Origin of the sequence: Streptomyces sp. NBC_01508 (assembly GCF_045040315.1) — a bacterium.
Lineage (GTDB): Bacteria > Actinomycetota > Actinomycetes > Streptomycetales > Streptomycetaceae > Streptomyces.
In genome coordinates, this window is record NZ_CP109419.1 from 1,309,515 (window position 1) to 1,334,121 (window position 24,607).

Consider the following 24,607-nt stretch of genomic DNA (forward strand, 5'->3'; position numbering starts at 1 on the left):
CCCCCTCCCCGCGTACCGCACCGCCCCGGGCCGCCGCCCCACAGGCCGCCCACAGCCTGTCCGGGCTGGTGGGCAACACCCCGCTCCTGCGGGTCCGTGAGCCCCTCGCCCCGGCGGGGCGGGGCTTCTGGGCCAAGCTGGAGGGCTTCAACCCCGGCGGCATCAAGGACCGCCCCGGCCTCTACATGGTCGAACGGGCCCGTGCCCGAGGCGAGTTGCTGCCCGGCGGCCGGATCGTCGAATCGACCAGCGGCACCCTGGGGCTGGGGCTCGCCCTCGCCGGCATGGTCCAAGGCCACCCCGTCACCCTCGTCACCGACCCCGGTCTTGAACTGTCGATGACCCGGCTGCTGACGGCCTACGGCGCCCGCGTCGACACCGTCCCCGAGCCGCACCCGACCGGCGGCTGGCAGCAGGCCCGCCGCGAACGCGTGGCCCAACTGCTGGCGCGGCACCCCGGATCCTGGTGCCCGGACCAGTACAACAACCCCGACAACACCGCCGCGTACACCCCGCTCGCCCTCGAACTCGCCTCCCAGCTCGGCCATATCGACGTCCTGGTGTGCAGCGTCGGCACCGGCGGCCACTCCGCCGGGATCTCGCGCGTGCTGCGCCAGCTCTACCCGGAGCTGCGTGTGATCGGGGTCGACGCCGTGGGTTCGACGATCTTCGGGCAGCCGGCCAGGACCCGGTTGATGCGCGGCCTCGGATCGAGCATCCACCCGCGCAACGTGGCATACGAGAACTTCCACGAGGTGCACTGGGTCGCGCCGTCCGAGGCGGTGTGGACCTGCCGTCAACTCGCCAACTCCCACTACGCCACCGGCGGCTGGAGCGTCGGCGCCGTCGCCCTGGTGGCCGGGTGGCTGGCCCGGACCGGATCACCGGACTCCCGGATCGCCGCGGTGTTCCCGGACGGGCCGCAGCGCTATCTGGGCACGGTGTACGACGACGACTACTGCGCCGCGTACGGACTGCTGGACTCGGCGCCCGCCGCCGAACCGGAGGTGGTGGGCCGCCCCGACGAGAAGGAGGTCACCCGCTGGACCCGGTGCGCCGAGGTCGTCGACCCGCTGAGCCGGGCCGGTAGCGCCAACTCCCTTGAGGAGGTGGACCGGTGAAGGGGCTGATCGCGCGGACGCGTTCGTACGAGCGCGGCGTCCAGTTGCTGATGGTCAATCAGTTCACCATCAATCTGGGCTTCTACATGCTGATGCCCTACCTGGCCGCCCATCTGTCCGGCACCCTCGGACTGGCCGGGTGGCTGGTCGGATTCGTGCTGGGGGTGCGGAACTTCAGCCAGCAGGGGATGTTCCTGGTCGGCGGGACACTGGCCGACCGGTTCGGCTACAAGCCCCTCATCGTCGCCGGGTGCCTGCTGCGCACGGTGGGCTTCGCGACGCTCGGCCTGGTGGACTCGCTGCCCGCGCTGCTCGCCGCGTCGGCGGCCACCGGATTCGCCGGGGCGCTGTTCAACCCGGCGGTCCGGGCGTATCTCGCGGCCGACGCCGGAGAGCGCAGGGTGGAGGCGTTCGCGCTGTTCAACGTCTTCTACCAGGCGGGCATTCTGCTCGGCCCGCTGGTGGGCATGGTGCTGACGGGTGTCGACTTCCGGATCACCTGCCTCGTCTCGGCCGGGATCTTCGCGCTGCTGAGTGTCGTCCAGATCCGGGCGCTGCCGGCCCGGCGCGGCGCTGACAACAAGGACACGGTGCGCGCGGACGGCGGGCGGGCGAGCGTGCGGGCCCAGTGGCGCTCGGTACTGGCCAACCGGCCGTTCCTGCTCTTCTCCGCGGCGATGATCGGCTCGTACGTGCTGACCTTCCAGGTGTATCTGGCGCTACCGCTGGAGGTACGACGGGTGGGCGGCGACGGGGAGTTCGGTACCGCCGCCGTGGCGCTGCTCTTCGCCGTCTCCGGGCTCGGCACCATCTTGTTCCAGACCCGGGTGACCGCCTGGTGCGGGGCGGCCCGGGTGGCGCCGGGGCGCGCGCTCACCTGGGGGCTGGCCGTCATGGGGGTCGCGTTCCTGCCGCTCCTGGTGGCGACCGCGATTCCCGTACCGGACGGCGGGATCGGCCGGTGGGCGCTGGCGGCCGGTCCGCCGGCGCTCGCGGCGCTGCTGCTCGCGCTGGGCACGATGATCGCGTACCCCTTTGAGATGGACACCATCGTGCGGCTCGCCGGTGGCCGTCTCGTCGCCACCCACTACGGGCTCTACAACACCATCTGCGGTATCGGCATCACCCTCGGAAACCTGCTCACGGGGGCGGCACTTGACGCGGCGCGGGCGGCCGGCGTCGCCGCGCTCCCGTGGTTCACGCTGTTCGCGCTGGGGGTGGCGTGCGCGGCGGCCCTCGGCGTACTGCACCGTACGGGCCGGCTCGCCGCGCCTGCCGTACGCGAAGCGCGGCCCGCGACCGCGACCGCCTGACACCGCACCGGGACCGGGACGGGGACCGGGACCGGCGCACGGTCCCGGTACCCGGGCCGGTTCAGCAGTCCGGTACGCCGGGTAGCCAGGACTCCACCACGTCGATGAAGATGTTGGAGACGTAGCCACCGAACGCCGGCAGATACGCCCAGCCGTCATTGGTGATGCCGTCCACCGTGATTCGCTGACCGTGGACCTGGCACTTCACGTTGACCGTCGTCGGTCCGGCCAGGCGCGCCACCTCGGGCGACGCGGTGGTCGCCTGCTGGCGTATCCGGACGTCCGTGCCCCAGGTGGGGAAGGACTTGCCCGTCTGGTCGCCGGTCCAGAGGTAGGTGACGGTCACCCAGCCGTTGTCGTTCAGACCGACGTTGTAGAAGGTGCCGTCGGCGAGATCGATACCGGCCGGGTTGAGTACGGTACGGCCTGACCCGTCCCGGCCCCCGTTGTAGCCGGTCTCGTAGGCGGCCTGGGCCTCGGGCATGCCCTGGGCCAGGTCCTTGAACGTCTCGCGGGTCGCGGACGGGTTCCAGTAGTCGTCCTTGGTGTTCCACGGCCCCACGTCCCACACCGGCGCGGTCTCGCAGCGAGCGGGGCCGCAGACCTGTACGGAGTACTGGCCGCTGCCGTTGGGCGACAGGCCCCGCCGTGAGGGCAGCGCGACGAAGTGGTCGTTCGGCTGGATGATGTGGCCGTTGGCGGTCGTACGGCCGACAAGTCCCTCACGGGTGGCGAAGACCCGGGCGGTGACGGCGGTGGCGCCCGCCGAGGTACGCGGCGCGGTCCCCTTCTCGGCCGACAGCCGCAGGCTGCGGACGCGCGTCTCGCCCGCCGTGTCCCAGAGGGTGATCCGGGCCTGCACGGTGGTGACCGATCGCGGCAGGACCGCCGTGCCGGGGCCGGCCGAGTCCGGGTCGGCCGTGCCCTGACCCGACGCGCCCTGACCGTCCTGGCCCGCCTGGCCCGCCTGGCCCGCCGGTATCCATTCGGTCCAGGCGCCCTGTGCCGAGCGGCCCCGCACGTCGACGACCACCTCGGCGTCGCCGTCCCCGGGTGTCTCGGTGACGAGTACGGCGCTGACCCGGTCGACCGGTGCGTCGAGTTCTTCCGGGGCGAGCACCTGGGTGCCGTAGCCGCGTCCGGTCTCCGCCGACGCCGGGCGGAAGGCGGTGTCCCGGACGCTCAACGCGCCTTTCGCGTAACGCACGTTGACGTCGTCGGAGGTGATGCGCGTCAGATCCGCCGGCCAGGAGACCGGTGCGGTCTCTACGCGCGTGGACTTGTGGCCGTCGGCCGCTCCCGCGCTCGGCGTGGCGACAGCCACACCCACGCAGGCGAGCAGGGAAAGGGCGGCGGCGACCCGACGCCGGTGGGCGGGTCTCGCTCGGACGTTCATGCCGGACTCCTCCTGTGGGGGGATGGAACCCGGCACACGCTAGTGAAAATGTCATGTAAGCAACAAGGGCCTGGAGGTGGAGGGATCTCCATACGCGACACCCGCGAGACGGCCTCGCCCACCGCCAAGTCCCGCACCGTCAGGCGTGGTTGTGAGCGGGTACGCGCGTATCGGCGTGATGGGCCAGCGCCGCGTGCGGGTCGGCCCCGCCGGGACCGGCGGCCGGATCGGCGTGCACCAGCGCGGCCGTCAGCTTCGGTACGGCGTGCAGCAGGGCGTGCTCGGCCTCGACGGCGACGCGGTGCGCCTGACGTACGGTCAGCTCGCCGTCCACCACGACCGCGACCTCGGCCCGCAGCCGGTGCCCGATCCAGCGCAGCCGCAACTCCCCCACCGCCCGTACTCCCGCGACGTCCAGCAGGGCCGCCTCGGCGGCGTCCACGAGCGCCGGGTCGACGGCGTCCATGACGCGGCGGAACACCTCGCGGGCGGCGTCGCGCAGGACGAGCACGATCGCGGCGGTGATCAGAAGGCCGACGACCGGGTCGGCGAGCCGCCAGCCGATGGCGGCGCCGCCCGCGCCCAGCAGGACGGCGAGCGAGGTGAAGCCGTCGGTACGGGCGTGCAGCCCGTCGGCGACCAGGGCCGCCGAGCCGATCTCGCGGCCGACGCGGATGCGGTAGCGGGCGACCCACTCGTTGCCCAGGAATCCGACCACGGCGGCGACCGCGACGGCGGGCAGGTAGTGGATCGGCCGCGGGTCGAACAGCCGGTCGAGGGCGGTCCAGGCGGCGAAGACCGCCGACGCGGCGATGGTCAGCACGATGACGACGCCGGCGACGTCCTCCGCCCGCCCGTACCCGTAGGTGAATCCACGGGTGGCCGCGCGCCGCCCCAGGACGAACGCGACGGCGAGCGGCAGCGCGGTCAGCGCGTCGGCGGCGTTGTGGACGGTGTCGCCGAGCAGCGCCACCGAGCCGGACAGGATCACGACCACCACCTGGGCGAGCGCGGTCACGCCGAGCACGGCCAGCGAGACCCACAGCGCGCGCATGCCCTTCGCCGACGATTCGAGGGCGGGGTCGGTCTTGTCGGCCGCTTCGTGGGAGTGGGCCGTGCGGAGATGGCCGGCTCTGTGCCGCAGGCGGGCGAGGCGCCCACCGCGCCCACCGTGCGCCTCCTCGTGCGGGTGAGGGTGTGCGTGCGGGTGTGCGTGCGGATCGTTCATGGCGATGACCTTCCGACGCGCGGGCAGTGGGGCCTGGGCCTGATCCTGGGACCTGAGACCTGAGGCCGATCATGGAGGGGTGGACAGCGGCGTACTCCGTCGCCATTATGTGCATATGAACGCACGCATGCAACTGTCATCTGCGCATGATGCGCACCCGCCCATCCCTGGCGAGGAGCAGTTCACTCTCGCGGCTGAGGTCTTCGCCGTCCTCGCCGACCGCACCCGGCTGGTCCTGCTGCACGAGCTGGCGGGCGGCGAGGCGGACGTGACCACGCTGACCGAGGTGTGCGGCGCGGCCCGCCCCGCCGTCAGCCAGCACCTCGCCAAACTCCGGCTCGCCGGTCTGGTCGCCACACGCAAGGAGGGCCGCCGGGTCGTCTACAGCCTCCGTGACGGCCATCTGCGGCGCGTGATCGACGAGGCGCTGAACCTGGCGGACCACCAGCTGGACGGCCGCCCCCCGCACGATTAGGGCGTGCTAGGGCGTGTTGCGAAAGTCCCGCCTGGCCGACGACGCCTGGCACGCGCACTCGCCGCGTTGTCGGAATCATCCAAGTACGTCCAGTACGAGAACGATCCTCCGCCTTGCGATCGCACGCACCAGACGCCGTCGGCCCCGCCCTTCGGGCGGACGGCGCTACTTTCGCAACACGCCCTAGTCGCGAAGTCCCGTCCAGCCGTACAACCGTCCGGCGGTCACAGGTGTCTTCCGTTCCACACCCGGTGCGCGACTCGGTGCGCGCGTCCTCGGAGGGGCACATGAGATCTGCGGCAGAGGCACACATACCACGGCGGCTCACGGCGGGAGCGGTCGTCGCAGCCGCCGTCGGCTGGTCGCTGGTGGCCGCGACCGGTGGCGCCGCCGCCGAACAGGCCGCGGCCGGCGCCGAGTTGGTGTTCGAGCAGACCGCGCCGATCGACGGAGTGCGGCCCGGGGACGAGACCGAGCTGTCGTTCGCGGTGAAGAACAAGGGGGACGCGCCCGCCACGCGCGTGGTGCTCTACCTCAGCGGCTCGCAGGGGCTGTCCTACGACAAGAAGTACTCCAACTGCGTGTACGAGGAGACGCCCGCCCAGGACGAGGGCCCGGCGCAGGTGAACGCGGTGTGCGACATCGAGCAGATCCTGGAGCCCGGGGTCGTCTACGAGCCCGCCGAGCCCATCGGTCTGAACGTCCTGGACCGGGCGCTGTACGAACGGCTCAACGTCAACATCCTTGAGGGCATCGCCACGTTCCCCGACGGCACGCAGCACGGCGGCGGCGCCGACCCGGTGCTGAAGCTCGTCGCGCGGGCCGCGCCCGAGCCGCCCGGCACCGTCCACGACGCCGAACTCGGCGTCGACATCACCGCCGAGAACACGGCGGACTTCGCGCTGACCGGTTCGAAGGCGAAGGGCAAGGCGGGCGCGACGGTGGACGCGAAGGTCACCTTCGCCAACAAGGGACCGGCCTGGGCGAGGAACGACGTCTACGGGCCGATCGGCGTCTTCGACGTCGGGATCCCGAAGGGGACGAAGGTCACGAAGGTCCCGGAGTTCTGCGAGCCGGCCGGGGCGGCGACGTACCGCTGCACGACTCCGTACAACTACGCGGACGAGGACAGCGAGCGCGCGTACGTCTTCGGGCTGCGGATCGACAAGGTCGTCGCGAACGCCACGGGCACGGTGGCGTTCGTCAAGGGCGACCACCGGTGGGGGACGCTGCCGTTCGACAAGAACCGCACCAACAACACGGCCAAGATCGTCGTGAACGAGTCGGCCGGCGGGAGCGGGGGCACCACGGGCGGGACGACCGGCGGGACCACCGGCGGTTCGACGTCTTCGGGCGGTACGGGCGGTACGAGTGGTACCGGCGGCACGGGCGGCACCGAGCCCCAGCTCGACGAGCTGGCGGAGACCGGGAGCAGCGGCACGCTCCTCGCCGGCGGGGCCGCCGTCGCCCTGCTGGCGGCCGGCGGATTCACCGTGGCGACGCGGCGACGTCTGTCCTGACGGGCACCGGGAGGACGGGGGGCGACCTCCGTCCGGCCGAACTGTTCGATTCTTTTCCGGGCCCCGCCGAGACTCCGGGCGGGGCCCGGAACGCCCCGTGCCGGCCTCCCCGGAAGGGAGGCGGATCCCGGACCGCCGCCATACGCTCGTGCCCATGACCATCGACCGGCGCGTGCTGCTCCGCGGCATGGGCTGGGCCGCCGCAGCCGGTGCGGGCCTCACCCTGGCCGCCGACGCCGCCGGACAAGCCGGCGAGGACGTGCCCGCCCGTCGACCGCGCCCGCAGGCGCGCCCGGAGCGCCCGCTCAGGTGGGCGAGCGCCCCGCCCGCCGTCGAGCCCCGGACGTTCTGGCAGGAGCGGCCCCCGCCCCGGCGCAAGCCGGAGCGTACGGCGAACGACGTCAAGGCCGTCTTCATCCACCACACCAGCAGCCCCAACGACTACACCCGGCCCGAGGTCCCCCGTCTCATCCGCACCTTCGCCTTCGACCACGTCGACAGCAGGGAGTGGGACGACATCGGCTACAACTTCCTCGTCGACCGGGGTGGCGTCATCTACGAGGGCCGCGCCGGGGGCATCGCCAACCCCGTCGTCGGCGCGCACACCCTCGGCTTCAACGTCGCCACCGTCGGCATCGCGGCGATAGGAGACTTCAGCGACGGCGCGACGGTGCCCGAGCCGATGATCGACGCGCTCACCCGGCTGATCGCGTGGAAGCTCGGTCTGTACGGGGTGGACCCGCGCGGCACGACGGTGCTGGAGTCCACCAACGACGGCAGCCGGTACAAGAAGGGCACCCGGCAGATCTTCCGTACGGTCGCGGGCCACCGTGACGGTTACGCGACGCGCTGTCCGGGCGGCGCGCTGTACGGGCAGCTCCCCCGGATACGCGAGGGCGCCGCCCGCCTCCAGGGCCGCCCGGAGCAGTGAGCCGTACCCGCCGTACCCGGGTGATCCGGCAGGCGGTGGCCCGGCCGGGCGGCGGGTGCGTCAGCGCCGCGGGGTGATGAAGGCGTCATTCACGACGTATCCATCCAGTCCGTGGAGCTCGCCGTACGTGATCAGGTCGCTGGTGCGGTTGATGAACCCGCGCCCCGAATAGTTGAGCGAGGTGTTGCACAGGACGCTGAATCCGGTCAATTCGCCGAAGGAGGACAGCAGATCGGCCATGTCCGGGTTCGACGTCGGGTCGACGGTCTGGGTGCGGGCCGTGCCGTCGACGTGCGTCACCGCTCGCAGTCCGCCGGACTCGACCTGACTGAAGTACAGCATGTAGGGATCGGGGACCCCGCCGCCGAACCAGCGGCCCGCGTCCTGCTCCAGGCAGATCGGGGCGATGGGGCGGTAACTCTCCCGCTGCTTGATCCTGTTGAGCCTGGCTGTCGTCTCCTCGGTGAAGGGAGCGGCCAGGATCGACCGGTTCCCGAGCGCGCGGGGGCCGATCTCCCAGCGGCCCCGCGCCCAGCCGATGATGTTCCCGTCGCGGAGGTAGCGGGCGACCTCGTCGTGGCGCACCGGGCGGATGTCGTAGCGCCCCGCGTCGAATTCCACGTCCTCGACGAATTCGCCCCCCGCGTAGACGTCCCAGTCCAGGTCGGCCGACCCGGTGTAGAAGTGCTGGGCGTCGATGGCGGTACCGATCGCGGAGCCGCTGTCGTTGGGGCACGGTGGGACGAAGACCGCGGGGAAGAGCCCGCACTCGCGCCAGCGGCGATTCCACTCGCAATTGAGTCCGCAGCCCCCTGAGATGAGCAGCGGAAGGCCCTCCGTCAGATGCTCCTTGGCGTATGCGTGGAACCGGTCGAAGATGGCGTTCGACAGGCGGGCGGCAAGGCTTTTGTACGCGTCTGTCTCCACGCCGATGTTGTGGAAAGGGGAACCGGTCATCCGGTCCTTCAGACTGCCGGTGATGACCTTCCGCTGGCCGAGGATGAAGTCGATCGCTTCCTGTTCCGTCCGGGTCGCCGATCGGTTCTCGGCGAATCCGGCCAGGGCCATCTGCTTGCCCGCGTCCTGGAAGCGGACGAACTCCTCGGAAGGGCTGTATTTGGGGTCCGCGAGCGCGAAGCCGTAGGAGTACTTGTTGCCCGGGTAGTTGAGCACCTCCTTGAGATGGGTGACCTTCCCGTGCTCGTCGATACGGTAGAACGAGCCGATGTTCCCCTCCCACACCAGGCTGTAGAAGGGCTGGTCCCGGCGGAGTGCCGACATTCCGTAGGACGTCATGATGTGGGAGCGCTCATGCGTGGAGGAGAAGACGCGCACGGCCTTCCCGAAGAACCGGCCGGCCTCGTCCGAGATCGCGGATTCGCCCACACCGAAGTACCCGGCACGCGCGGGTTGGTCGGTTGCCTGGGTCCCCTTGATCCAGCCGCTCAGGGCGACGACGTCCGGCTGTTTGTCCAGCCGGTCCGCCGCTACGGCGAACACCTCGGCGGTCAGGCCGCTGTAGCGGATGAACGAGTCCTTCTCCGCCTCCAGGGAGAAGAGCAGCTTGCCGTCCTCGACGGCTGCCACCGCCCCGTCATGGCCTTCCTTGAGGGAGAGAATCAGCATGATGGTCCCTTTCTCTGCGGATTTCTGACCTGCCGGCCGGGCGCCGGGATCAGCCCGGGCCCGAATCGCCGGAAATGGCCGGCGGGGCCGAGAGGACTTTCAGGGCGAGTTGGTGCAGCCGCGGGTTGGCGGACAGGGCGCCGGTGCCGCTCTGGGGCGAGGCGCCCAGCAGATCGGTGCAGACACCGCCGGCTTCCGCCACGAGGATCTGTACGGCGGTGATGTCCCAGGGATTCACGACCGGTTCGGCCGCGATGTCGAGGGTTCCTTCGGCGACCATGCAGTGCTGGAGGAAGTCTCCGAAGGCACGGTCCTCCCAGCACGCTTCGGCCAGGCGCAGATATGCCTCACGTGAGTGGAAGAGGTCCCAGGTCCGTGTGCTGGTGGTGGACAGATAGGCCTCGGCGAGACGGGTGTTGCCGGAGACCCGCAGGGGCAGGGGGGCGCTGCCGGCCGACCCGCGCCGCAGCCAGGCGCCCCGTCCGGCCGCCGCCCACCAGCGGCTGCGCAGGGCGGGGGCGCTGATCACACCGACGGTGGGGCGGCCGTCCTCCAGCAGGGCGATCAGCGTGGCCCAGACCGGCACCCCGCGCAGGAAGTTCTTGGTGCCGTCGATGGGGTCGACCATCCAGGTGCGCCCGGCCGTGACGGAGCCGCCGGTCTCCTCCCCGGCGAAGGCGTCGTCCGGGCGGGCGGACCGCAGTGCCTCGCGTACGGCCGTTTCGACGGCGGTGTCCGCGTCGGTCACGGGCGTACGGTCCGGCTTCTCCTGGACCCGCAGGTCGCGGGCCCGGAAGCGACGACCGGTGATGCTGTCGGCGATATCGCCGAGTCGCAGGGCCAGTTCGAGATCGGCCTGTCGTGACATGAAGCGCCTCCCGCGCACTTCGTGGGTTTCGGGGGCTCGGCTCTCGGCGATACGGGCGGAGCGCCAAGGGCCGCCGGATCACTTCGCGTGCAATTCGAGCATGTGGTACTCCATGACCCGTACTTCCTCGATCCGGCGCACGCGGCGCAGCAGTTCGACCCGCATGCCGAGCTCCTCGGCGAAGGCGTCGAGCCGTTCGCGGTCCCCGAGGTCGGCCGTGCCCAGCAGCAGCCTGCCGCCGTCGGCCAGATGGGCGTGGGCGCCGGCGATGTACCGGGCCTGGCCCCGGTAGCCCGGGTCGAAGACGGCGGAGTGCAGATCGGTGGAGAGTGCGAAGCCGTCCTCCACATAGGTCCAGGGCACGTTCCAGAAGATCGCGTCGAAACGCGCCGTGGGCTCAAGCGCCGTGAACATGTCGCTGTGCAGGACGCGTACCCGGTCGCTCACACCGTGCCGCTCGGCGTTGGCCGCCGTGTTGGCCACCGCCTTTTCGTTGATGTCCAGCGCGGTGACGGAGGCACAGCCGTTGAGCGCGGCGGTCACGGCGATGACACCCGTGCCGCAGCCGACCTCCAGGAACGAACCGCCATCTGGGTAGGGCACGATCGAGGCCAGCACCTCGGTGGCGGCGCTCAGGGTGCTCGGGAAGACGCCTCGGTGCAGGCTCCATTCCCGCCCCAGCAGGGTGAAGGAGTCCGGCAGGTCGTCACCCACGAGGGCGTGCCGCAGGACCTGGGCCACCGCCTCGGGGGACTCCTTGTCAGTCATGGTCGCTACCTCTTCGGTGGTGTCGGTCATCGGGACGGGTCGGCCGCGTACCGTACGAGCGCTTCGCGGTGACGGCCGATCTTGCGGAAGGCTTCGGCGTACCGGTCGATGAGCGTCGTGTCCTCGGGCCAGTTGGTGAAGGTGGGCAGGGACAGCGCGTGCCGCTCGACGTGTTCGGCGTGTGAGCCGGGCTCCGGTGCGACGCCCTTCTTCGGCATTCCGGGGAAGAGTGGGTTCTCCGGGCGGGCGTAGAGCGGCAGGGTCGACAGCCGGGGGCCAGAGGGGGCGCCCACTTCCATGCCTTCGGCGCGCAGCGCCTCGATGAGCACGGAGCGCGGGACACCGCCCAGCGCCTCGGGCCGGTAGAGCGGTTTGTAGCCGTACCAGGCGCCCATGTCGACGTGGTCGGCGACGTGTACCGGCTCCAGATAGGCCACGTCACGGAGTTGGTCGCCGAAGTGGCGCAGACAGCGGTGCCGGGCCTCCTTGCGTGCCGGGAACGCGGCGAGCGCGTGCCGGGCGACGATGGCGTTGAACGGCGACATGCGCAGCTTGAGCCCGAAGCCGGTGACCCAGTGCGCACGCAGGTTCTCGTCGAGGACGGAGTCCCGGGAGCGGTCGCGGTAGTGCCCCAGGAGCGTGGCGCGGTCGTGCACCCGGGGGTCGCTCGTGACGAGGATGCCGCCCTCCCCCGCGTAGACGGCCTTGTTGGCCTGGAGTGAGAAGACCGCGGCGTCGCCGAAGGTACCGACGGGCCTGCCCTTGTAGTGGCTGCCGTGGGCGTGGGAGCAGTCCTCCAGAACGCGCAGCCCGTGTCGCTCGGCGATCCGCAGGATCGCGTCCATGTCGCAGGGGTGGCCCCACTGGTGGACGACCGTGATGACCTTGGTGTGCTCGGTGAGCGCGGCTTGAAGTGCCTTGGGGTCCAGACCACGGGTGTCGGGGTCGATGTCGGCCAGGACCACGTCGCCGCGGAGCGCGAAGACGGGACTCAGCGCCGCGTGGTAGGTGAGTGCCGGTCCCACGACGTCCACGCCTTCGCGTACACCGAGTGCGAAGTAGGCGGCGAAAAGGGCGCTGGTACCGGAGTTGAAGGTGACCGCGAAGCGGGCTCCGCCGTTCAGGAAGGCGAGGAAGTCGGCCTCCAGCCGGCCGATGGGACCGCTGTTGCCCTTGATGGAGATGTCGGTGTTCCGCTGCCCGGCCAGTTCGGACAGCTCCGCCTCGTCGGCGGGGGGCGGCCAGACCTCGTGCGGCAGGGGCTGTTCGATGGCGGGTACGCCTCCGAGGAGGGCGAGTTGTTCGGCGGTGGTCATGGGTCCGTCCTGCTTTCGCGGGTGGCTCGGGCCCGGTGCGCCGGGCTTGGTCGGTGCGCCGGGCTTGGTCGGTGCGCGAACAAGCAACACAGGCCGCGGCGTCGGGTCAGGCGCACCGGTCGGCGAGCTCGCCGCGCTCACGTGATCTGTCCCGGTAGATTCCGTCGATCGTTCGCACCGTGGCGAGTTGCCGCCGGAAGTGGTCCTGGCGGTAGTCGCGGTCGTCCAGGTGCCCCAGATGGTGGGCGATCATGGAACGTACGGTGTCGGTCTTGGGGCCTTCCCAGGTGTAGCGCTCCAGCGGCAGCCCTCCGACGGAGTGGAGCGTGGCGACCCCGGGAGTGACGTTCAGCGCGCCCCGCGTACCGAGCACACAGAGGTGTTCGATCTTCTCGTGGTGGTGGCGTGAGATGCGCAGCGAGCCCGCCAGCCCCGTCGTGGGATAGCCGCACATGAGGCTGACGAGATCCTCCAGTCGAAGATCCCGCATCTCCTGGTACTGGTGCACGAAGGCGGAGTGCACCCGAGGGGGTTCGGGGAACATTCCGCTGAGCACATCGAGGAGGTGGTACCCCATGTCGAGCAGCACACCACCCATCGCCTGCTCCCTGGAGGCGCGCCAACCCGTGGTCGGATGAGCCAGGTTGAAGTGGTAGTCGTAGGAGAACCAGTAGGGCTCCCCGATCCGCGCGAGGTTCTCCTGGGCGAACTGGAACACACGGTTGAAGTTCCGTTGCAGCAGCGTGAAGACGCTGCGGTCGGCCCGTTGCGCCAGGTGGATCAATTGCCGGGCTTCGTGTTCGGTGACGGCGAACGGCTTCTCCTTGATGACGTGCCTGCCGTGCGCCAGGAGTTTCGTACAGACCGGGAAGTGCTCACTGTGCGGCACGGTGACCACCGCGGCGTCGAAGTCCACTTTCTCAAGTGCCTCACCGAGGATGTCGTAATGCGGGAATCCCCACTCGCCGGCGAGCGGGGAGGCCGCCGGGGCGGGGTCGACGCCGCCGACGATATCCGCGCTCTCCCGCACGATCGGCAGATACTCCCTTCCTTGGTGCCCGGCAAATCCGACCACCAATACCCGTAATCGCGGACGCACATTCTTCAACCTGTCACCGGGCATGCGGAATATCTCCCTCGCCGAAGATCGTTTGAGAATGAAGCAGTGAAGCGGGCAGCCGGAAGCTACTCGTGGAGATCCGGATCGGGCTTCCGTCCGCAGGCGGTTCAGAGAGCCTTGCGGCTCTTCCCGGAAGTATCGGCGAGCCAATCGTGTGCCGCGCTCACGACGTCTCTGATAAAGGCGCTTCCGCCGCGCAGTACGTTCTCGTCGAGCAGCGAGACTTCCCCGGCCGCTATCCAGGCGAACTCGGTGTGCTTGTTCCGTTCGAGTTCGGGCGACGAGAGGTCCCCGTCCACCTCGACGACGTAGTCCGACTCGATGTGCCGTACTCCGTCTGCCGTCCACTCCTCGTGCGCCACCCGGGCGAGAACGTGGCGCAGCCGCCACCCGGTCTCCTCCGCTATCTCCCTGCGGAGCGCGTCCAGAAGGGATTCCCCTTCTTCCACGGCTCCGCCGACGACGTCCCAGCATTCGGGGAAGAGGCGACGGCCGGCGGAGCGGCGCTGGACGAATATCCGGTCGTACGGGTCGCGGATCAGCGCGCCGACCACCGGTCGAGGTTCGGTCATCACGGCCCCCTCATTTCACCTGCACATAAAATTCACATGCATATACGCCGGGTAAAATGCAGACAGAGTCCGAATTATCACCGAATCGCGATTGTTATCGTACCTAGATTTCCGCCCCATATCACCTGGCGCTCTACGGGAACATGGGTTCGCAGAAGGATTCGGACGCCTCAATTTCGCAGGCGCTCGGGCAGCCCGCACCGATCCGCGGGCCGATATCGCATCGGTCCACCGACTTCTTGGGTGAGGGGTTTCCTGATGCGCTTCTCCTAAACAATCATTTTCTCGCCACCGTGAGCCGTCTCACGGCCGAATACGTTGGCCGGATCAGCCACTCGTCGTGGCTCGGTGACGCCGCCCCTCGGCGGATCCTTCGTTCACGGGCGGCGGGCGACCAGGAACACATAGCCGACCTGCGGGAGCGCACCGAACCGGGGAAAGGAGCGGGTGGAGTTGAAGAACTCCTGATGGGGGTCGTCGGCGGAGGGCGCGACATCGGCGAAGGCATCGGCGAACGCCTGATAGGTGCGCCGGACATGGTCACCGATGTCGTCGAACTCCACCACCTCCAGACCGGCGCGGTCGAGGGCCGTGCGGAGCTCCGCCGGTTCGGGCAGCGCGGGGGACCCGAACGCCCGGCTCGTGCGGCGGACGATGTCCGCGGCGTCCCCGGTCACCGGCGACCGGAGCAGCACATCGGTGATGACCAAGGGGCTGCCGGGCCGCAGGGTCCGGGCGATCTCGGTGAGGGCGGTGGTCCGGTCGGGGATGTGCATCATGGACTCGATCGCCCAGGCACCGTCGAAGGACGCGGTCTCGAAGGGCAGTGCGCGGGCGTCCGCGTACCGGAAGTCCACCCGGTCGGCGAGCGCGGCGGCCTCAGCCCGGGTGCGGGCGAGGCCGATGTCCTGGTCGCTGACCGAGACTCCCGACACACGGGCGCCGGTGGCCCGTGCGACGCGCAGGGCGGGCCGTCCGGTTCCGCAGCCGACGTCCAGCAGGTGCCGGCCGGGCGCGGCGGCCAGCCGCTCCGCCACGAGGTCGGTGAGCCGGTCGGTGGCCTGGTCGAGCGAGCGGTCGTCCGCGGGGCTGTCCCAGTAGCCGACGTGGATGTTCCCGTCGACGGCCGCGCCGTTCACGGTCTCGGTGTGCTCGTCATGGAGCCGGTCGGTGTCCGGTGACGACGGGGTGGTGCGGTGCGCGGACGGGTCGTTGGTCATAGAAGATCTCCCGAGCATGGGGGGTCAACCGGCGAAGCGGCCCATCTGCCGCATTTCGCCGAACGAGCGGTCGAAGGATTCCAGGACGAACGCGATGTCGTTGTCCGTGTGGACGGCCGAGAACGGGAAGGCGCGAAGCTGGGGCGTGTTGCGAAAGTGCCACCTGGCCGACGACGCCTGGCACGCACGCTCGCCACGTTGTCGGAATCGTCCAAGTACGTCCCGGTCGACCATTGTCCTGGCGGACGCACAGTTCGTCCAGGGTGCCCATCGGGGGGGCACCCTGGACGGGTGGAGGGTGCGGAGTCGGCGTGGTCGGCGGCCGAGCCGTCCGTCCCGCTCTCAGAGCGCGCGGTGCATGATGTGCAGCCCGACGTAGCCGTGCACCGGGTGCCGGAAGCCCTCCGGGAGCGTGCCGAGCACCGTGAAGCCGAGTGATTCGTACAGCCTCACCGCGTGTGTGTTGCTCTCCACGACGGCGTTGAACTGCATCGCGCGGTAGCCCGCCGTACGCGCCCACTCCAGGCTGTACTCGCACAGCGCCCGCCCCACGCCCCGGCCCGCGTGCGCGGGGTCGACCATGTAGCTCCCACTGGCGATGTGCGCGCCGTTGCCCATCTGGTTGGCGTTCATCTTGGCGGTGCCGAGGACGGTGCCCACGTCGTCGACGGCGACGACCGTACGGTTCGGCGGAGCCGGCAGCCACCAGTCGCGTGCGTCGTGCTCCCCGAGGTCGGTCGGGTAGGTGAACGTCTCGCCCGCGGCGACGATCCCGTGGAAGAACGGCCAGATGGCGGGCCAGTCCGCCCGGTTGGCTTCCCTGATCAGCATGCACCCAGCATGACGGGGCGGCGGTTCGGGTCGCCAGCACTTTGGCTGTCAGGCATCACACACCGGCGCACGCCACCGCACGCCGTGAGTGACGTATAACGGGAACGTCCTGTCGTCTGCGTGAAGGTGGTTTGTCGGATGAGGCTCACGGTCCTCGGCGGCGGGGGCTTCCGGCTCCCCCTGGTGTACGGCGCGCTGCTCCGCGATCACGCGGCGGGCCGGGTCACCGACGTCGTCCTGTACGACGTGGACAGCGCCCGGCTGACCGCGATCGCCCGGGTGCTCGCCGACCAGGCGGCGGACGTGCCCGACGCGCCGCGGGTCACCGTCACCACCGACCTGGACGAGGCGATCCGGGGTGCCGACTTCGTCTTCTCGGCGATCCGGGTCGGCGGTCTCGAAGGCCGCGCGGCGGACGAGCGGGTCGCGCTCGCCGAGGGGGTGCTCGGGCAGGAGACCGTCGGGGCCGGGGGTATCGCGTACGGGCTGCGCACGGTGCCCGTCGCCGTCGACATCGCGCGCCGGGTCGCCCGGCTCGCCCCCGACGCCTGGGTCATCAACTTCACCAATCCGGCCGGGCTGGTCACCGAGGCGATGGCGCGCCATCTCGGCGACCGGGTCATCGGCATCTGCGACTCCCCCGTGGGACTCGGCCGCCGCGTCGCCCGCCTCCTGGGCGCCGACCCCGGCACCGCCTTCATCGACTACGTGGGCCTCAACCACCTGGGCTGGCTGCGCGGTCTGCGCGTCGGGGGCCGCGACCAACTGCCGCGCCTGCTCGCCGATCCCGGACTGCTGGGCTCGATGGAGGAGGGCAGGCTGTTCGGCACGGACTGGCTCCGGTCCCTCGGCTCGATCCCCAACGAGTATCTGCACTACTACTACTTCAACCGGGAGACGGTACGCGCGTACCGCGAGGCCGAGGCCACCCGAGGCGCGTTCCTGCGCGACCAACAGGCCCGTTTCTACGACGAGATGGAGCGGCCGGACACCCCCGCGCTGGCGACCTGGGACCGTACCCGCGCCGAACGCGAGGCCACGTACATGGCGCACAACCGCGAGGCGGCGGGCGCGGGTGAACGCGACGCCGAGGACCTGGAGTCGGGCGGGTACGAGCAGGTCGCGCTCGCCCTGATGCGGGCCATCGCGCACGACAGCCGCGCGACGCTCATCCTCAACGTCCCCAACCGCACGACGCTTTCGGTGCTGGACGCCGATGCCGTCATCGAGGTCCCCTGCCTCGTCGACGCGAACGGCGCCCATCCGCTCTCCGCGGCGCCGCTGCCGTACCACGCGACCGGTCTGGTCTGCGCGGTGAAGGCCGTCGAGCGCGAGGTGCTCGCGGCGGCGGAGAGCGGTTCGCGTACGACGGCGGTGAAGGCGTTCGCGCTGCACCCGCTCGTGGACTCGGTGACGGTGGCCCGGCGGCTGGTGGACGGCTACGCGGCCGCCCACCCGGGTCTCGGATATCTCAGGTGACGCGAGGGGCCTGTCACCCCACTACGGACGGCCCGGACGTGGTGGGGTCACGGCGCGGCGGCCCGCTCGGGGGCGGTGAGGCCCCCGGACGCGTGTCCGGCGTGTCCGGGCGAGGGGTAGCGGCGTACGGACAGCGCCATCACCGCGATGGTGATCAGGCCGGCGACGCAAGCGACCACCAGGACGCCGATACCGCCGAAGGTGTTGACCGCGCCGCCGCCGATGGCGCCGGCCAGGGCGATGCCCGCGTAGAGCCCGCTGGTGTTCAGCGCCAGCGCCTCGGTGGCGGCGTCGCCGCCCATGTGCATGGCGCGGGCGTTCAGCTGACGGCGGCCTTCCACCGGGCGCTGGAGCGCTGGGTCGCCGACCCGTCGGAGTCCGGTCCCGAGGGGCTCGCCGACGCGCTGCGGGACGCCTGCGCGGCCGTGCCGGAAAGCCTCGTACTTCCCGCGCGCCCGCGCTGAGCGACCACCGCGACCGCTTCTCTGCCCGGTGGTGGCCTCCCGTTGGGCGAGGGCTTCCTGGCTAGACGCCCACGATCAGCACCGCCCCCGACACCGTCGCGAACACCAGTACCGCGATCCGCAGCTTCGCCGTGTCGACGCGGTGGTGCACGAGGCGGCTGAGCCATACGCCGAGCGCCAGGACGGGCAGGAGCAGCAGCGCGGGCCATGCCTGGTCCGGTGTGCCCTGTCCGGTGGACAACAGCAGCCCCAGGGACGCGACTTCACCGACGAGGAAGCAGACGGCGACCGTGGAGCGCAGTTCGGCCGGGGGCCGGTGCTGGTAGACGAGTGCCAGGGGTGGGCCGCCGACGCCGGTCGCCGTCTCGGTGAGGGCGGTGACCGCGCCGGCGCCGACGTACGCCGCCCGGCCGGGGGTGAAGGCGGGTGTCACCAGGCTCACCACGGCGGCCAGCACCGTCGCGGCCCCGACGACCACGCCGAGGTGGCGTTCGGGGACCGCCCAGAGCAGGGCCAGTCCGCCGGGCGTGGCCGCCAGCCGGGCCGCCGAGATCCAGCGGGCGCCCCGTACGTCGAGGCTGGCGCGTTCCCGCCACGCCACGTACAGGTTCAGCGGGATCATCGAGGCCAGCAGGAACACCGGCAGCAGAGTCGGATCCAGCATGCCGACGACCGGTGCGACGACGAGGGCGAAGCCGAGGCCGCTCGCGCCCTGGACGAACGCGGCGACGGCGACCACGACGGCGAGGAGCGCGAGCGCCCCGCCGCCCAGCCCGTGGCTCAGCCCGCCGCCCAGCCCGTCGATCACTTCGCTCCCTGAGACTCCGTCACCTCCCGTGCAGCAGTATCGGTATCTCCTGCCAGCCGAACGCGATGAAGGACGGCACCTGCTTCAACTCGTCCGCCCCGACGGCCAGTCGCATGTCCGGGTAGCGGTCGAACAGCGCGGGCAGGGCCGTCAGGGCCTCCATCCGGGCGAGCGGCGCGCCGACGCAGCGGTGGACGCCTATGCCGAACGACAGGTGCTCGTCCGCGCCCCGGTGGATGTCGAACTCGGCCGCGTCGGGTCCGTACTGCTCGGGGTCGTTGCCCGCGGCGGCGTACGTGGTCACTATGGCGTCGCCCGCCGGGATGGTGACGCCGTCGACGGTGATGTCGGAGACGGCGTAGCGCAGCGGGAGGCTGGCGATCGAGGGGTGGACGCGCAGCACCTCCTCGATGACGCTCTCCCAGCTGACGTCGCCCGCGCGGACGGCGGCGAGTTGGTCGGGGTGGTTCAGGAGGGTGACGACGGCGTTGCCGATGAGGTTGACCGTGGTCTCGAACCCGGCGCCGATGACCAGCAGCAGGGTGTAGAGGAGTTCGTGGTCGGCGAGCCGGTCGCCTTCCTCGTCGCGGACCCGGATCAGCTCCGTGGTCAGGTCGTTGCCGGGGTTCTCGCTCTTGTACGCGATCAGCGCCGGGAGCACGGTGCTGATCTGATGCTGCACGGAGGCGGCGTGTTCGGGTGTCGGGTCGGAGGTGTCGAAGACGTCGACCATCAGCTTGACCGCAGGGCCGCGCAGGTCGGCGGGGACGCCGAACAGTTCGCAGATCAGCCGCATGGGCAGCGGGTGGGCGTAGCCGGCCCGCAGGTCGACGGCTTCGCCGGGAGCGGCGTCGGCCGCCGTGTCGAGGCCGGCGAGGAGGTCGGCGGTTATCGCCTCCACCCGTTCACGCATCGCCTCGGTGCGCTTGTGGGTGAAGCTGGGCGAGACGAGCTTGCGCAGCCGGGTGTGGTCGGGGCCGTATGTGGAGAGCATGTTGACCACGCCGACCCAGCCGAGTATCCAGCTCCACTCGGGCTTGCTGTTGACCTCCTCCCACAGCGACCAGTGCCGCCGGGGGTCCTTGCTGACGCGGGGGTCCAGGATGAGGGTGCGCAGCGAGTCGAAGCCGGTGGGCGCCCAGGCGGGTATGCCGCCGGGCAGGTCGACGGGCACCACGGCTCCTAAGGCACGCAGCCGGGCGCTCTCGGCGGGAATGTCCGCGCCGAAGGGATCGAGGGCCACGCGGGTGGTCTCGGTCGTCATGCTCGGTCTCCTGACTTCTCGGGGTCACCGGAGGGTGTGGGGTACCGGAGGATGCGGGGCCGCCCGCCGGTGCGGGGCGGCCGGTGGTCAGCCGTTCGCGACGGAGGTGTCCGGCGTACGGGGTGTGAAGTGGACGGGCAGCGACTTCAGGGAACGGACGAACGGGCCGGGCCGCCAGGTGAGTTGGTCGCGCGGCGTGACGGGTTCCAGGTCGGGCAGCCACTGGGTGATCCGCTCGATGGCCTCGGTGGCGATGAGCAGGGCGTGCTGCTTGACGGGGCACTTGTGCGGTCCCGCGCCCCAGGACAGGTGGGAGGCGTCGTGCGGGTGGTGCGGTGTGTCGCCGGCGTCCTGTTCGGAGAAGTAGCCGAGTGCTCCGTACGAGACGACGACGGGCACGGCGTTGCGTACCCAGACGCCGTGGAAGCTCAGCGGCTCGCGGGCGTAGAGGATGCCGTAGTTCGCCAGCGGCGTCTCGTGGCGCAGGACTTCGCGGACGGCGTCCATCACGGGGCGGGAGCCGCTGGTGAGGGTGGAGTAGTAGGCGGGGTTGCCGAGCATCCGCGACAGGGCGTTGGCGACGAGGTTCGCGGTGGGTTCGTGGCCCGCGGCCATCGTGAGGAAGACCTGCCAGACGACTTCCTCGTACGTGAGGTCCGCCGGGTGGTCGATCAGCCAACTGGTCAGGTCGGCACCGCGTTTGAGGGTCTTGGCCGTGACGAGTTCGGTGACGTACTCGCCGTACTCCACCTCGCCGGCGGCGGCCTCGTCGCCGCCTTCCATCAGCCGGCCGATCGAGTTGTGGAGGCGGGCGCTCTCGCTGTCGGGCAGGCCGAAGAGGTTGTTGAAGATCAGCGTCATCAGGGGGCGGGCGAAGTCGTCGACGAGGTCCGCGCTGCCCGCCGGGCCGAACCGGCCGACCAGCAGGTCCACGGCGCGGTGTACGCGCTCGCGCAGGTCGTGCGGCTCGACCAGGTCGAAGGCGTCGACCAGCGCGGTGCGGTAACGCCGGTGCGCGGCACCGTCGTTGAAGAGCGGGTTGGGGCGCCACTTCAGCATGCTGAGGATCGGTGAGTCCGGGGCGGCGCCGGCCTCCCACTCCCGGGAGTCGTGCGACCAGGTGTCGGGGTCGTGCAGGATGTCGAGGGCGGCCCGGCGGTCGGTGACGATGTACGCGGGCTCGCCCGGGGCGAGTTCGCCCCAGCCGATGGGGCCCTGCGCCTTGAGCGCCTCGTAGCGGCCGTGCGGGTCGGCGGCGAAACCCTCGTCCCAGAGCCTGACCGGCGCCGAGAGGGAGAAGGCCGCCGCGGGGGCGGGATAGGAAGTCACCAGGTCACCGGGTTTCCGTGGTGGGGCCGGCGCCGGCGGCGTGGCCCGCTATCAGATGCTGGACGAGTGCGAGCAGCGCGTCGACGGAGGAGTTGGTGTCACGGGCGTCGCAGACCACCATGGGCGTGTCGGGGTCCAGGTCCAGCGAGCCCCGCAACTGCTCCTGCGTGTAGGAGCGCGCGTCGGGAAACGTGTTGAGCGCGACGGCGTACGGCAGCCCCGACTCCTCGACCATGCCGAGCACGTCGAAGGAGTCGTCGATCCGGCGGGTGTCGACGAGGACGAGCGCGCCGAGCGCGCCGTGGGCGATGTCCGCCCACAGCGAGCGGAAGCGCTCCTGGCCGGGGGTGCCGAACAGATAGAGCACGACCTCGTCGTCCACGCTGATCCGGCCGAAGTCGATGGCGACGGTCGTGGTGGTCTTGTCGCGAACACCCGCGAGGTTGTCCACGGACACGGACGCCTCGGTGAGGTGTTCCTCGGTGTGCAGCGGGCGGATCTCGGACACCGCGTCGATCAGCGTGGTCTTGCCCACGCCGAAGGGGCCTGTCACCAGGATCTTCACCAACTCGCGGGTGGTGTCGGGCAGATGCAGATCACCAACGCCGGTACCACTGGTGCTACTGCTTGAGGGCGCGGAGGCCATCGGCGACTCTCTTCAACAGATCGGGTGCGGGCAGGGCGGCCGGGGGCACCGGCGCGCGTAGGCTCACCAGCCCCTGGTCCGCCAGCTCGGCGGCGAGTACGCGGACGGCGGAGACCGGCAGCTCCAGGAGGGCCGCGGCTTCCACCAGGGTGAGCGTGCCGCCGTTGAGAAGGTCGAAGAGCGCGTGCCTGGCGGCGGGGAGTCCGGCGGGGGCGGCCCCGGCCCCGCCGGTAAGCAGCGAAAGGCGCTCCAGGTCGGTATGGCTCGGCCGAGCCACCCCGCCGGTGGACAGATAGGCGGGAACCAGTGGACGGCCGCCCCTGCGGCCCGTCATGCCGGAGTGCCGCCCTCACCCGCGCGAGGTGCGGCGGTCATCGTCTTCTCGCCGAGTCTGGCCACCTGCGAGTGCACCCGGTGGGCGAGCAGGTCGAGCCGTACCTCGGGGTCTCCGTACGCGGCCACACAGGTGCCGTGCGAGGTGGGTGCGACCAGGATGTAGCCGTGGTCGGACTCGATGACGATCTGGCGGATCTCCGCGTCGTCGTGGTCGGCGAAGGCGGCGGCGGCCGCACGGCACGCGCCCTGCACGGTGCTGGTGATCGCCGCCGTACGTTCGGCGGTGGCCTGGGTGAGCGCGTCCGAGTAACCGGAGACGAGGCCGTCCCTGGTGAGGAGGACCGCTGCCCGCACATGCGGGATTTCCAGGATCGGATCGAGCACCCACGCCGTTTCGCCGGCGTCGCGGCTTTTCATCGCGGGTCGTTCCCTTCGGGGTCGGCGGTGGATCGTGCCGCTGCGGTGCCGGACTGGAGCGCGCCGAGCGCCGCTGCGGAGTCTTCGGGGGTACGGGCGGGCTGCTGCGCCTGCTCGGGGACGGGCCGGCCGGCCGGGGCCGCCGCGCCGAGTTCGTCGGCGGGGCGGGCGCGGCGGCGTCTGCGCTGGGGCAGGACGTCGTCGGTGTCGCCGTCGGCGTCGAGGCCGTGTTGGTCGCGTTGAGTGGCTTCGCCGCGCGGGTCACCGACCCGCGTGTCGGGGCCTGTCTGGTGGGCGGCTGCCCGCACGGCCCGTGACGACGCGCCGGTCCGCACGGGCAGCTTGCCGTTCGTCTCCGGCTTGGCCGGCTGTTCCGGCCCCTCGGCGGGGCGGGTGGAGCGCGGCGCGGCGGCGGCCGGCGGCCGGACGACCGGGTCGACATGGCTGAGCAGGTGGCTGTTGACCAGCAGCACCGCGCGTACGCCCCCGTACGGCGACGGGGTCGACAGGTCGACGGACAGGTCGAACTGCCGGGTGAGCTGGCCGATCGCGGCCAGCCCCATACGGGGCGGGTCGCCGAGGTCCGACAGCAGGATCGGCTCGCTGCTCGCCACCATCCGCTGCGCGTAGGCGCGTTCGTCGGCGGACATACCGACGCCGGAGTCGTCGATGGTGACGGCGACCCCGTGGTGGGCGCGTTCCAGGTTCACCGTGACGTCGGTGTCCCGCGAGGAGTGCCGCAGGGCGTTGTCGAGGAGTTCGGCGACGATGATCGCGACCGGTTCGACGGCGTGCGAGACGAGCGCGGTGCCCGGCTCCAGATGGTTGTTGACGCGGACCCGGTGGTATCCGACGAGCCGTGACTGCCCGCCGGTCACCGCGTCCACCAGGTGCGACTCCTCACGGGCCAGGCCCACCCAGGCGCCGCAGACCACGGCGGCGACCTGCGCGCGGCGCAGCGACTGCTCGTTCTCGTGGTCGAGTTCGAACAGGGTCTGCGCCAATTCGGGCTCGTCGTACTGCTGTTGAAGCCCCCTGAGGACGTCCTGGAGCCGGTAGAGCCCGGCCTGGATCTCGCGGGTGGTGCCGCGCATGCCGGCGCGCGCCGCGGCGTCGACGCGCTTGCGCTCCTGCACCATGGCGCTCAGCAACCCGTCGAGCACCCCGTCCAGACCGGCGCCCGGTCCGGTGCCGGCGAAGCCGGGGCTGAGCGGTCCCGGCACCTGGACGTGCGGGTGGGCGGCGCGGGTCGCGACCGCGGGGAGGCGCTTCTCGGTGAGATGCGCGATCTCCGCGGTGAACTCGTCGGACACGCGACCGGTCTTCGAGCGCGCGTCGTCCAACTGGTCCCGCAGGCCGGTGATCTCCTCACGGAGTCTGGCCCGGTCGCGGCGGGAGCGGAGCAGACCGCCTCCCAGGACGAGCGCCAAAAGCGTCCCGGCGGCTAGGCCGGCGGCGGCCAGGACCGTTATCTCGATCATCGGACGGACCTCGGGAGGATCGGGGATCTGGCGGGTCCGGTCAGGACCCGGGAGGCGGACCCGGACAGTACACACCGT

At 71.0% G+C, this 24,607-nt stretch carries 25 protein-coding genes; 7 read left to right on the forward strand and 18 right to left on the reverse strand.

Annotated elements, in window-relative coordinates; all coding sequences use genetic code 11:
• Positions 1 to 56: 56 nt before the first annotated feature.
• The gene (locus tag OG700_RS05885; RefSeq protein WP_405621482.1) at positions 57 to 1,121 is read left to right on the forward strand and encodes a PLP-dependent cysteine synthase family protein; all 1,065 of its coding nucleotides are present in this window, start codon (positions 57 to 59) and stop codon (positions 1,119 to 1,121) included.
• Positions 1,118 to 2,434, forward strand: coding sequence for an MFS transporter (locus OG700_RS05890; protein ID WP_405609909.1), 1,317 nt, complete (start codon positions 1,118 to 1,120; stop codon positions 2,432 to 2,434). The genes OG700_RS05885 and OG700_RS05890 overlap by 4 nt, the downstream gene beginning before the upstream one ends.
• Positions 2,435 to 2,495: 61 nt before the next feature.
• Here the strand turns inward: OG700_RS05890 and OG700_RS05895 are convergent, their stop codons facing one another.
• Both OG700_RS05895 and OG700_RS05900 read right to left on the reverse strand, forming a co-directional pair.
• A complete protein-coding gene (locus tag OG700_RS05895; RefSeq protein ID WP_405609912.1) occupies positions 2,496 to 3,830 on the reverse strand; it encodes a hypothetical protein in 1,335 nt (444 codons plus the stop codon).
• A 139-nt stretch (positions 3,831 to 3,969) separates the two neighbouring features.
• Positions 3,970 to 5,058: a cation diffusion facilitator family transporter gene (locus tag OG700_RS05900; RefSeq protein WP_405609915.1), complete on the reverse strand. Its 1,089-nt coding sequence runs from the start codon at positions 5,056 to 5,058 to the stop codon at positions 3,970 to 3,972.
• A gap of 115 nt (positions 5,059 to 5,173) precedes the next feature.
• Between OG700_RS05900 and OG700_RS05905 the strand changes: the two genes are divergently transcribed.
• The 3 genes from OG700_RS05905 to OG700_RS05915 all read left to right on the forward strand — a co-directional run bounded on the left by OG700_RS05905 (position 5,174) and on the right by OG700_RS05915 (position 7,984).
• The gene (locus OG700_RS05905; protein WP_405609918.1) at positions 5,174 to 5,533 is read left to right on the forward strand and encodes an ArsR/SmtB family transcription factor; all 360 of its coding nucleotides are present in this window, start codon (positions 5,174 to 5,176) and stop codon (positions 5,531 to 5,533) included.
• A 287-nt stretch (positions 5,534 to 5,820) separates the two neighbouring features.
• The gene (locus OG700_RS05910) at positions 5,821 to 7,053 is read left to right on the forward strand and encodes a hypothetical protein (RefSeq protein WP_405609921.1); all 1,233 of its coding nucleotides are present in this window, start codon (positions 5,821 to 5,823) and stop codon (positions 7,051 to 7,053) included.
• Between the two features lie 154 nt (positions 7,054 to 7,207).
• Positions 7,208 to 7,984: a peptidoglycan recognition protein gene (locus OG700_RS05915; protein WP_405609923.1), complete on the forward strand. Its 777-nt coding sequence runs from the start codon at positions 7,208 to 7,210 to the stop codon at positions 7,982 to 7,984.
• Between the two features lie 60 nt (positions 7,985 to 8,044).
• Here OG700_RS05915 and OG700_RS05920 read toward each other — a convergent pair whose 3' ends face one another.
• From OG700_RS05920 to OG700_RS05955, 8 genes are all read right to left on the reverse strand, one after another.
• Complete coding sequence (locus OG700_RS05920; protein ID WP_405609925.1) at positions 8,045 to 9,610, reverse strand: carbamoyltransferase C-terminal domain-containing protein; 1,566 nt, start codon at positions 9,608 to 9,610, stop codon at positions 8,045 to 8,047.
• Positions 9,611 to 9,659: 49 nt separating this feature from the next.
• A complete protein-coding gene (gene hisN, locus OG700_RS05925) occupies positions 9,660 to 10,478 on the reverse strand; it encodes a histidinol-phosphatase (RefSeq protein WP_405609928.1) in 819 nt (272 codons plus the stop codon).
• Between the two features lie 78 nt (positions 10,479 to 10,556).
• Complete coding sequence (locus OG700_RS05930; protein ID WP_405609930.1) at positions 10,557 to 11,246, reverse strand: methyltransferase; 690 nt, start codon at positions 11,244 to 11,246, stop codon at positions 10,557 to 10,559.
• Positions 11,247 to 11,272: 26 nt separating this feature from the next.
• Positions 11,273 to 12,562, reverse strand: coding sequence for a DegT/DnrJ/EryC1/StrS family aminotransferase (locus OG700_RS05935; protein WP_405609933.1), 1,290 nt, complete (start codon positions 12,560 to 12,562; stop codon positions 11,273 to 11,275).
• Positions 12,563 to 12,668: 106 nt separating this feature from the next.
• Positions 12,669 to 13,685, reverse strand: a complete 1,017-nt coding sequence (locus OG700_RS05940; RefSeq protein WP_405609935.1) for a Gfo/Idh/MocA family protein — start codon at positions 13,683 to 13,685, stop codon at positions 12,669 to 12,671.
• 104 nt (positions 13,686 to 13,789) lie between these two features.
• Positions 13,790 to 14,254 (reverse strand): NUDIX hydrolase, encoded by a 465-nt coding sequence (locus OG700_RS05945; protein WP_405609938.1) that lies wholly within the window; start codon positions 14,252 to 14,254, stop codon positions 13,790 to 13,792.
• 377 nt (positions 14,255 to 14,631) lie between these two features.
• A complete protein-coding gene (locus OG700_RS05950; RefSeq protein ID WP_405609941.1) occupies positions 14,632 to 15,474 on the reverse strand; it encodes an SAM-dependent methyltransferase in 843 nt (280 codons plus the stop codon).
• Between the two features lie 342 nt (positions 15,475 to 15,816).
• Positions 15,817 to 16,305 carry a GNAT family N-acetyltransferase gene (locus OG700_RS05955; RefSeq protein ID WP_405609944.1) on the reverse strand — a complete coding sequence of 163 codons (489 nt, stop codon included), beginning with the start codon at positions 16,303 to 16,305 and terminating at the stop codon, positions 15,817 to 15,819.
• A gap of 138 nt (positions 16,306 to 16,443) precedes the next feature.
• On the opposite strand from OG700_RS05955, the gene OG700_RS05960 reads away from it, so the two are divergent.
• Positions 16,444 to 17,784 (forward strand): 6-phospho-beta-glucosidase, encoded by a 1,341-nt coding sequence (locus tag OG700_RS05960; protein ID WP_405609947.1) that lies wholly within the window; start codon positions 16,444 to 16,446, stop codon positions 17,782 to 17,784.
• Positions 17,785 to 17,831: 47 nt separating this feature from the next.
• Here OG700_RS05960 and OG700_RS05965 read toward each other — a convergent pair whose 3' ends face one another.
• Positions 17,832 to 18,092, reverse strand: coding sequence for a hypothetical protein (locus OG700_RS05965; protein WP_405609950.1), 261 nt, complete (start codon positions 18,090 to 18,092; stop codon positions 17,832 to 17,834).
• Here OG700_RS05965 and OG700_RS05970 point away from each other — a divergent pair.
• A complete protein-coding gene (locus OG700_RS05970) occupies positions 18,087 to 18,248 on the forward strand; it encodes a hypothetical protein (protein WP_405609953.1) in 162 nt (53 codons plus the stop codon). The genes OG700_RS05965 and OG700_RS05970 overlap by 6 nt on opposite strands.
• Positions 18,249 to 18,309: 61 nt before the next feature.
• On the opposite strand, the gene OG700_RS05975 is transcribed toward OG700_RS05970, so the two are convergent.
• The 7 genes from OG700_RS05975 to OG700_RS06005 all read right to left on the reverse strand — a co-directional run bounded on the left by OG700_RS05975 (position 18,310) and on the right by OG700_RS06005 (position 24,529).
• The gene (locus OG700_RS05975; RefSeq protein WP_405621484.1) at positions 18,310 to 19,020 is read right to left on the reverse strand and encodes a sulfite exporter TauE/SafE family protein; all 711 of its coding nucleotides are present in this window, start codon (positions 19,018 to 19,020) and stop codon (positions 18,310 to 18,312) included.
• Positions 19,021 to 19,075: 55 nt separating this feature from the next.
• Positions 19,076 to 20,320: a cytochrome P450 gene (locus tag OG700_RS05980; protein WP_405609956.1), complete on the reverse strand. Its 1,245-nt coding sequence runs from the start codon at positions 20,318 to 20,320 to the stop codon at positions 19,076 to 19,078.
• Positions 20,321 to 20,407: 87 nt separating this feature from the next.
• Entirely contained in the window at positions 20,408 to 21,649 is a 1,242-nt protein-coding gene (locus tag OG700_RS05985; RefSeq protein WP_405609959.1) for a cytochrome P450, read from the reverse strand.
• Between the two features lie 4 nt (positions 21,650 to 21,653).
• On the reverse strand, positions 21,654 to 22,295 hold the full coding sequence (locus tag OG700_RS05990) for a GTP-binding protein (RefSeq protein ID WP_405609962.1): 642 nt from the start codon (positions 22,293 to 22,295) through the stop codon (positions 21,654 to 21,656).
• Positions 22,270 to 22,629 (reverse strand): DUF742 domain-containing protein, encoded by a 360-nt coding sequence (locus OG700_RS05995; RefSeq protein WP_405609965.1) that lies wholly within the window; start codon positions 22,627 to 22,629, stop codon positions 22,270 to 22,272. Before OG700_RS05995 ends, OG700_RS05990 begins: the two co-directional genes overlap by 26 nt.
• Entirely contained in the window at positions 22,626 to 23,048 is a 423-nt protein-coding gene (locus OG700_RS06000) for a roadblock/LC7 domain-containing protein (protein ID WP_405609968.1), read from the reverse strand. The genes OG700_RS05995 and OG700_RS06000 overlap by 4 nt, the downstream gene beginning before the upstream one ends.
• Positions 23,045 to 24,529, reverse strand: coding sequence for an ATP-binding protein (locus OG700_RS06005; protein ID WP_405609971.1), 1,485 nt, complete (start codon positions 24,527 to 24,529; stop codon positions 23,045 to 23,047). The genes OG700_RS06000 and OG700_RS06005 overlap by 4 nt, the downstream gene beginning before the upstream one ends.
• Positions 24,530 to 24,607 lie beyond the last annotated feature (78 nt).

What these genes read in the sequence shown, in the direction of transcription:
- OG700_RS05950 (WP_405609941.1), bottom strand. Translation starts at nt 15,474, where the DNA reads ATGACCAACGACCCGTCCGCGCACCGCACCACCCCGTCGTCACCGGAC.
- OG700_RS05895 (WP_405609912.1), bottom strand. Translation starts at nt 3,830, where the DNA reads ATGAACGTCCGAGCGAGACCCGCCCACCGGCGTCGGGTCGCCGCCGCC.
- OG700_RS05940 (WP_405609935.1), bottom strand. Translation starts at nt 13,685, where the DNA reads ATGCCCGGTGACAGGTTGAAGAATGTGCGTCCGCGATTACGGGTATTG.
- OG700_RS05930 (WP_405609930.1), bottom strand. Translation starts at nt 11,246, where the DNA reads ATGACTGACAAGGAGTCCCCCGAGGCGGTGGCCCAGGTCCTGCGGCAC.
- hisN (WP_405609928.1), bottom strand. Translation starts at nt 10,478, where the DNA reads ATGTCACGACAGGCCGATCTCGAACTGGCCCTGCGACTCGGCGATATC.
- OG700_RS05900 (WP_405609915.1), bottom strand. Translation starts at nt 5,058, where the DNA reads ATGAACGATCCGCACGCACACCCGCACGCACACCCTCACCCGCACGAG.
- OG700_RS06005 (WP_405609971.1), bottom strand. Translation starts at nt 24,529, where the DNA reads ATGATCGAGATAACGGTCCTGGCCGCCGCCGGCCTAGCCGCCGGGACG.
- OG700_RS05960 (WP_405609947.1), top strand. Translation starts at nt 16,444, where the DNA reads ATGAGGCTCACGGTCCTCGGCGGCGGGGGCTTCCGGCTCCCCCTGGTG.
- OG700_RS05965 (WP_405609950.1), bottom strand. Translation starts at nt 18,092, where the DNA reads ATGCACATGGGCGGCGACGCCGCCACCGAGGCGCTGGCGCTGAACACC.
- OG700_RS05945 (WP_405609938.1), bottom strand. Translation starts at nt 14,254, where the DNA reads ATGACCGAACCTCGACCGGTGGTCGGCGCGCTGATCCGCGACCCGTAC.
- OG700_RS05995 (WP_405609965.1), bottom strand. Translation starts at nt 22,629, where the DNA reads ATGACGGGCCGCAGGGGCGGCCGTCCACTGGTTCCCGCCTATCTGTCC.
- OG700_RS05955 (WP_405609944.1), bottom strand. Translation starts at nt 16,305, where the DNA reads ATGCTGATCAGGGAAGCCAACCGGGCGGACTGGCCCGCCATCTGGCCG.
- OG700_RS05935 (WP_405609933.1), bottom strand. Translation starts at nt 12,562, where the DNA reads ATGACCACCGCCGAACAACTCGCCCTCCTCGGAGGCGTACCCGCCATC.
- OG700_RS05920 (WP_405609925.1), bottom strand. Translation starts at nt 9,610, where the DNA reads ATGCTGATTCTCTCCCTCAAGGAAGGCCATGACGGGGCGGTGGCAGCC.
- OG700_RS06000 (WP_405609968.1), bottom strand. Translation starts at nt 23,048, where the DNA reads ATGAAAAGCCGCGACGCCGGCGAAACGGCGTGGGTGCTCGATCCGATC.
- OG700_RS05915 (WP_405609923.1), top strand. Translation starts at nt 7,208, where the DNA reads ATGACCATCGACCGGCGCGTGCTGCTCCGCGGCATGGGCTGGGCCGCC.
- OG700_RS05905 (WP_405609918.1), top strand. Translation starts at nt 5,174, where the DNA reads ATGAACGCACGCATGCAACTGTCATCTGCGCATGATGCGCACCCGCCC.
- OG700_RS05910 (WP_405609921.1), top strand. Translation starts at nt 5,821, where the DNA reads ATGAGATCTGCGGCAGAGGCACACATACCACGGCGGCTCACGGCGGGA.
- OG700_RS05980 (WP_405609956.1), bottom strand. Translation starts at nt 20,320, where the DNA reads ATGACGACCGAGACCACCCGCGTGGCCCTCGATCCCTTCGGCGCGGAC.
- OG700_RS05990 (WP_405609962.1), bottom strand. Translation starts at nt 22,295, where the DNA reads ATGGCCTCCGCGCCCTCAAGCAGTAGCACCAGTGGTACCGGCGTTGGT.